Genomic DNA, 5401 nt, shown 5'->3' with positions numbered 1-5401 from the left:
GGAGCGGGTCCGGGCTCAGCCCTCGGTCCAGCCGTGGCCCTTCGCGCACTGCAGCATGGCGTTGCGCACCTTCAGGACCTGTTCGCCGGTGAGCGACGGCGTGTGTTCCAGGAGCAACTCGGTCACCTCCAGCAGGAACTCCGAGGAGGTGAGGACGTCGCACTCGACGTCGTCGCCCTCGGCCGCCGCCACCCGGGCGGCGGTGGGCACCGCCGGCCCGGCCGGACGGGCCAGCGCCCCCTTGGGCAGGCGCACCGAGGAGGCCTTCAGCCCCCGGTCGCCCTCCTCCATCTCGAACTCGACCACCAGGCCCGAGTGCACCAGCGACTCGGGCATCTGCATGTCGTTCACGTGCAGGAAGACGTCCTCCCCGCCGTGGTCCGGAGCGATGAACCCGTAGCCGCGCACACTGTCGTACCGCACCACTCGACCAGTGACCACAACACACCCCCAAAGACAACAACCCGGGCCCCCTGCCCGACACCTGACGTAGAGGATAGAGGATCGGACGGCCGCCGCCACCGGCGCGTCCGGAGACCAGGGTCCGTGCCCGGGGTCCATGCCCCGGGTCCGTGCCCGGGGTCCATGCCCCGCGTCAGGGCGTGACGTCCTCCGCCGCGGCATGCCGGTCGAGGAGGGCCTGGCCGTCGGGGCCGCCGGTCCGCCGGCACCGTTCCCGCCGAGGGCGTGCGCGACCGTCTGCGCCGACGTTGGGGCGGTGGGGCGTTGAAGGGGGGCGGGAACCGGCCAGGTATCGGGCGCCGCGTTTGGCGCGGCGGCCGACCGCCCCGCCACCGCGCCGACCCGCGCGTTCCCGCACGCCCGTCAGAGCGCGCGATTCGCGATGCGCGCCGCGCCCCGCGCGCCGGCGCCGGGAACACGGGGCCCACGGCGCTCCCGGCCTCCCGGCTGCGCGGGCGAGAACGTCCGATTATCGATCCCACGGGGAAGAGCAACTGATCGTCCGTCAGTTGGGGCTAGGAGTGGACCGCCCCGCGCGATCCCGATGACGACCGACCTGCGAACGACCAGGAGACAGTTGTGCGCATACTCTTCACCGGCCCGGCCGCACCCAGCCACCTCTTCCCGATGGTGCCGACCGCCCAGGCCCTCCGGGCCGCCGGGCACGAGGTGCTCTTCGCCAGTCCGCGTCCGCTGGAGCAGATCCGCCAGACCGGCTTCCCGGTCGTCGAGATCGGCGACGGGCGGCCCATGCGGGAGCTTTTCGAGGAGGTCGCCGGCGCCGGGGCGCAGTACGCCCAGCCGGATCTGACCCAGGACGAGATCCTGGAGCTGGGGGCCGCCGCCTTCGCCCTGGCCTCGCGCTCCACCGTGGACGACCTGCTCGCGGTGGCCGGTGGCTGGGACGCCCAGCTGATCGTCCACGACTCCTGTCTGGCCTCCGCCCAGCTGGTCGCGGCCAAGCTCGGCGTTCCGGCGGCGCTGCAGAACTTCGGCGTCACCCCCGGCCTCGTCATGGCCGCCCGGCTGGCCGACCAGTTCACCGACGTCTACGAGAAGCACGGGGTGGCCGCGCCCGCCGAGACCACCCCACTGAACATCGTGCCGGCCTCGCTCGGGGGAGACCCGGGCGGTCTGCGGATGCGCTACGTCCCGTACAACGGCGGCGGCGTCGTCCCCGCCGCGCTGCTGCACCGGGGTACGCGGCCGCGGGTCGCCGTCACCCTCGGCACCGTGCTCGCCGACATCGACGGGCTGAACGCGATCGCCCCGCTGATCGAGGCCGCCGCCGGGGTCGACGCCGAGTTCCTGCTCGCCGTCGGCGACGCCGACCTCGCCGACCTGGGAAGCCTGCCGGCCAACGTCCACCCGCTGCCGTGGGTGCCGCTCGCCGAACTGCTGCGGGTGTGCGACGCGGTCGTCCACCACGGCGGCTCCGGCAGCTCCCTCACCGGGTTGCAGGCCGGGCTGCCGCAGCTCCTGCTGCCCCAGGGGGCCGACAACTTCATGGTGGCCGACACCCTGGCCGCCACCGGGGCGGCGCTGCGCGCCACCTCCGCGGAGGTCGACACCGCGCTGCTCACCCGGCTCGTCACCGATCCCGGCCTGCGCGCCGCCGCCGCCCGCCTGCGCGCCGAGAACGACGCCCTGCCGACCCCGGCGGCCGTCGTCCCCGACATCGAGGCGCTCGTCACCGCCCGCCCCTGACCGGTCGGCCGGTCAACCGACCGGCCGGGCAACCTCGCGACCGGTCATCCGGATGACGCCCCGCACCGCCGCCCCGGCGGTCCGGGGCGTTTCCGCGGTGCTCACGATCTCCACCGATCGAACCTTCGCGCGAAATTCGCTCCCGCGTGTCGGTGCCCGGCCCTAGGGTGCTCCCAACACGACCGGGGAGAAGAATCCGTGAGCCAAACGTTTCGCGTCGACCTGCGCGGAATAGTCGATCTGCTGAGCCACCACCTCTACACCAGCCCGCAGGTGTACGTCCGCGAACTGCTGCAGAACGCGGTCGACGCCATCACCGCCGTCGGCCAGGACGACGGATCGCCACGCCGCACGCCCCGGATCGAGATCCGCTCCGGCGAGGCCACCGGCGACGGTTCGCTGACGATCAGCGACAACGGCATCGGGCTGAGCGAGGCCCAGGTGCACGAACTGCTCGCGACCATCGGGCGCAGCTCCAAGCGCGACGACCTCGGCTTCGCCCGGCACGAGTTCATGGGCCAGTTCGGCATCGGACTGCTCTCCTGCTTCATGGTCTCCGACGCCATCGAGGTCGCCACCCGCCGGGAGGGCGGGCCCACCGTGCTCTGGCACGGCCGCTCCGACGGCGGCTACACGCTGGAGCCGGCCCCCGCCGACCGGCAGCGCCCCGAGGCCGGCACCACGGTCACCCTGCGCCCGCGCCCCGGCGGCGAGCACCTGCTGACCCGCCGCGCCGTCACCGAACTGGTCGCGCACTACGGCGCCCGGCTCCCGCACCCGGTCATCGTCGACGGCGAACCGGTCACCGGCGGACCGGCCCCCTGGGACCGCCCCGAGGGCGAGGGCGCCGCCGAGCGCCGCGCCCGCCTGGAGGCGTACTGCGAGGAGGTGTTCGGCTTCACGCCGTTCGACGTCGTCGACGTCGCGGCCGCCGAGGCCGGCCTGCGCGGCGTCGCCTTCGTGCTGCCGATGCCCGCCAACCCGGCCGTCCCGGCCGCGCACCGGGTCTACCTCAAACGGATGCTGCTCGCCGAACGCGCCGAACGGCTGCTGCCCGAATGGGCGTTCTTCGTGCGCTGCGTCGTGGACACCACCGAACTGCGGCCCACCGCGAGCCGGGAGGCGCTCTACGAGGACTCGCTGCTGGAGGCGACCCGGGAGGCACTGGGCGACCGGCTGCGCGGCTGGCTGGTACGCCTCAGCGTGCAGGACCCCGCCCGGCTGCGCTCCTTCCTGCGGGTGCACCACCTGGGCGTCAAGGCGCTGGCCCTGCACGACGACGAGATGCTCAGGCTGGTCGCCGAGTTCTGGCCGATGGAGACCAACGTCGGCCCGCTCACCCTCGCCGAGTTCACCGCCCGCTACGGGCTGCTCCGCTACACGCCGCTGCTGGACGAGTTCCGCCAGCTGGCGCCGGTCGCCGCCGCCCAGGGCCTCGCCGTCGTCAACGCCGGCTACGTCTACGACGCCGAGCTGATCGACCGGCTGGCCACCGTCGACCGCGCCCTGGAGACCGAACAGCTGCGCGCGGCGGACCTCACCACCCACCTGGCCCGGCTGGACGCGGCCGACGAGCGGGCGATCGCGCCGTTCCTCGCCACCGCCGACCCGGTGCTGGCGCGGCTCGGCTGCGACCTGCTGGTCCGCTCCTTCGAACCCTCCGGCCTGCCCGCGCTCTACCTGCTCGACGACGACACCGCCTTCCAGCTGGACGTGCGCGGCGCCCGTGAGCAGGTGGACGAGACCTGGGCGGCGATCCTCGGCAGCCTCCAGAGCGAGACCGAGCCCCGGCCCCGCCTGGTCCTCAACCACCGCAACCCGCTCGCCCGGCAGGTGCTCGTGCTGGCCGAGCCGGAGCTGCGGGCGCTGTGCCTGGAGGGCCTCTACGTCCAGGCGCTGCTGCTCGGCCACCACCCGCTGCGCCCGGCCGACACCGCCGCCCTCAACCAGTCCTTCCTCGGCCTGATCGGCCGGGCCGTCGCCGGAGGCGCACCGTGAGCCGGACCGAGCGGGAACTGCGCGAACTCTTCCGCAGCACCCATGTGATGCCCGACGGGGCCGCGAAGTCCGCCGCCCTGGAGGAGGTGATCCGCCACGCGGACGCGCTCGGCCTCGTCGAGTTCGCCTTCGACGTGCGGATGACGGCCACCAAGGTGTTCCAGCAGGGCTGCTCGCCGACCAAGGCCTTCCTCTCCTTCTCCTGGTGCCTGGCGGCCTACGACCGCGAGCCCGAGCGCTTCGACGGCGACCACCAGGAGACGCTGCTCTGGCACTTCAAGTGGATGGTCTCCAGCGTCCACCAGTTCCCGGAGATCCCGCTGGCCCGGACCGCCGACCTGCTCGACGACATGGAGCGGCGCTACCGGCGCGGCGGTCACAGCATGCACGCCGTCCTGCAGCACCGAGGGCTGGTCGCCGAGGCCGTCGGCGACCTCGCCGGGGCCCAGGAGTACTACGAGCGGATGGCGCTCACCCGGCGCGACGGACTCTCGGACTGCTCCGGCTGCGTGCCGAGCAGCCAGGTGCGGACCCTCGTGGCGCTCGGCCGGGACGAGGAGGCGATCCGGCTCGGCGAGCCGGCCCGGCGCTCGGGCTGCGCCGAGCAGCCGCAGTGGATCAACTCCGAACTGCTGCTGCCGTACCTGCGGACCGGCCGCGGTGAGCAGGCCGCCGAGGCGCACCGCGTCGCGTACCGGCGGATCCGCGACGATCCGTCGCACCTCGGCGTGCTCGCCTCCAACCTGCTGTTCTGCGCCCAGAGCGGCGACCTCGGGCGCGGGCTCGACCTGATCGAACGCCACCTGTCCTGGCTGGACCGGGCACGGACCCCGCTGGCCGGGATGGAGTTCGCCGCCGCGGCCGTCGCGGTGCTGTCCGCGGTGGAGGCGGCCGGCGACGGGGCACTGCCGCTGCGCTTCCCGACCGTCGAGGGCCGGCGCCGCCCGGACACCACGGTCGTCGACCTCGCCGCCGAGCTGCGCGAGCGCGTGCTCGGCCTCGCGGCCCGGTTCGACGAGCGCAACGGCAACGGCTTCCAGAGCACCCGGATGGCGGAGTGGATGGCCGCCGGTCCGATCGGCGAGCCCGTCCGGCCGTCGGCCTCCGGTACGGGCCACCGCTCGCGCGGCGGTGAGCGCGTCCACCGCCTCACCGACCGGGTCGCGAGCCTGGTCGCGGCCGGTGACCCGGCCGGCGCCGCCCCTGCCCGGGCGGAGCTGGCCGAGACCCTGCT

General features: G+C 74.2%; 4 protein-coding genes. 3 read left to right on the top strand and 1 reads right to left on the bottom strand.

Translation table 11 applies throughout. The features are described 5' to 3' along the window. Positions 1–15: 15 nt before the first annotated feature. Positions 16–441 (bottom strand): cold-shock protein, encoded by a 426-nt coding sequence (locus ABD308_RS04610; RefSeq protein WP_425554688.1) that lies wholly within the window; start codon positions 439–441, stop codon positions 16–18. A 600-nt stretch (positions 442–1041) separates the two neighbouring features. On the opposite strand from ABD308_RS04610, the gene ABD308_RS04605 reads away from it, so the two are divergent. The 3 genes from ABD308_RS04605 to ABD308_RS04595 form a co-directional block, all read left to right on the top strand. Beyond that, a complete protein-coding gene (locus ABD308_RS04605) occupies positions 1042–2169 on the top strand; it encodes a nucleotide disphospho-sugar-binding domain-containing protein (protein ID WP_344325917.1) in 1128 nt (375 codons plus the stop codon). Between the two features lie 198 nt (positions 2170–2367). After that, complete coding sequence (locus tag ABD308_RS04600; protein WP_344325914.1) at positions 2368–4167, top strand: HSP90 family protein; 1800 nt, start codon at positions 2368–2370, stop codon at positions 4165–4167. After that, positions 4164–5401 (top strand): hypothetical protein (locus tag ABD308_RS04595; RefSeq protein ID WP_344325911.1); only part of this gene is annotated, 1238 nt, incomplete at its 3' end. The genes ABD308_RS04600 and ABD308_RS04595, both read left to right, overlap by 4 nt.

The sequence above is a fragment of the Kitasatospora putterlickiae genome (genome assembly GCF_039527695.1).
Taxonomy (GTDB): domain Bacteria; phylum Actinomycetota; class Actinomycetes; order Streptomycetales; family Streptomycetaceae; genus Kitasatospora; species Kitasatospora putterlickiae.
Note: the sequence above shows the minus strand (reverse complement) of the source record. Positions and strands in the feature narration are given on the sequence as shown.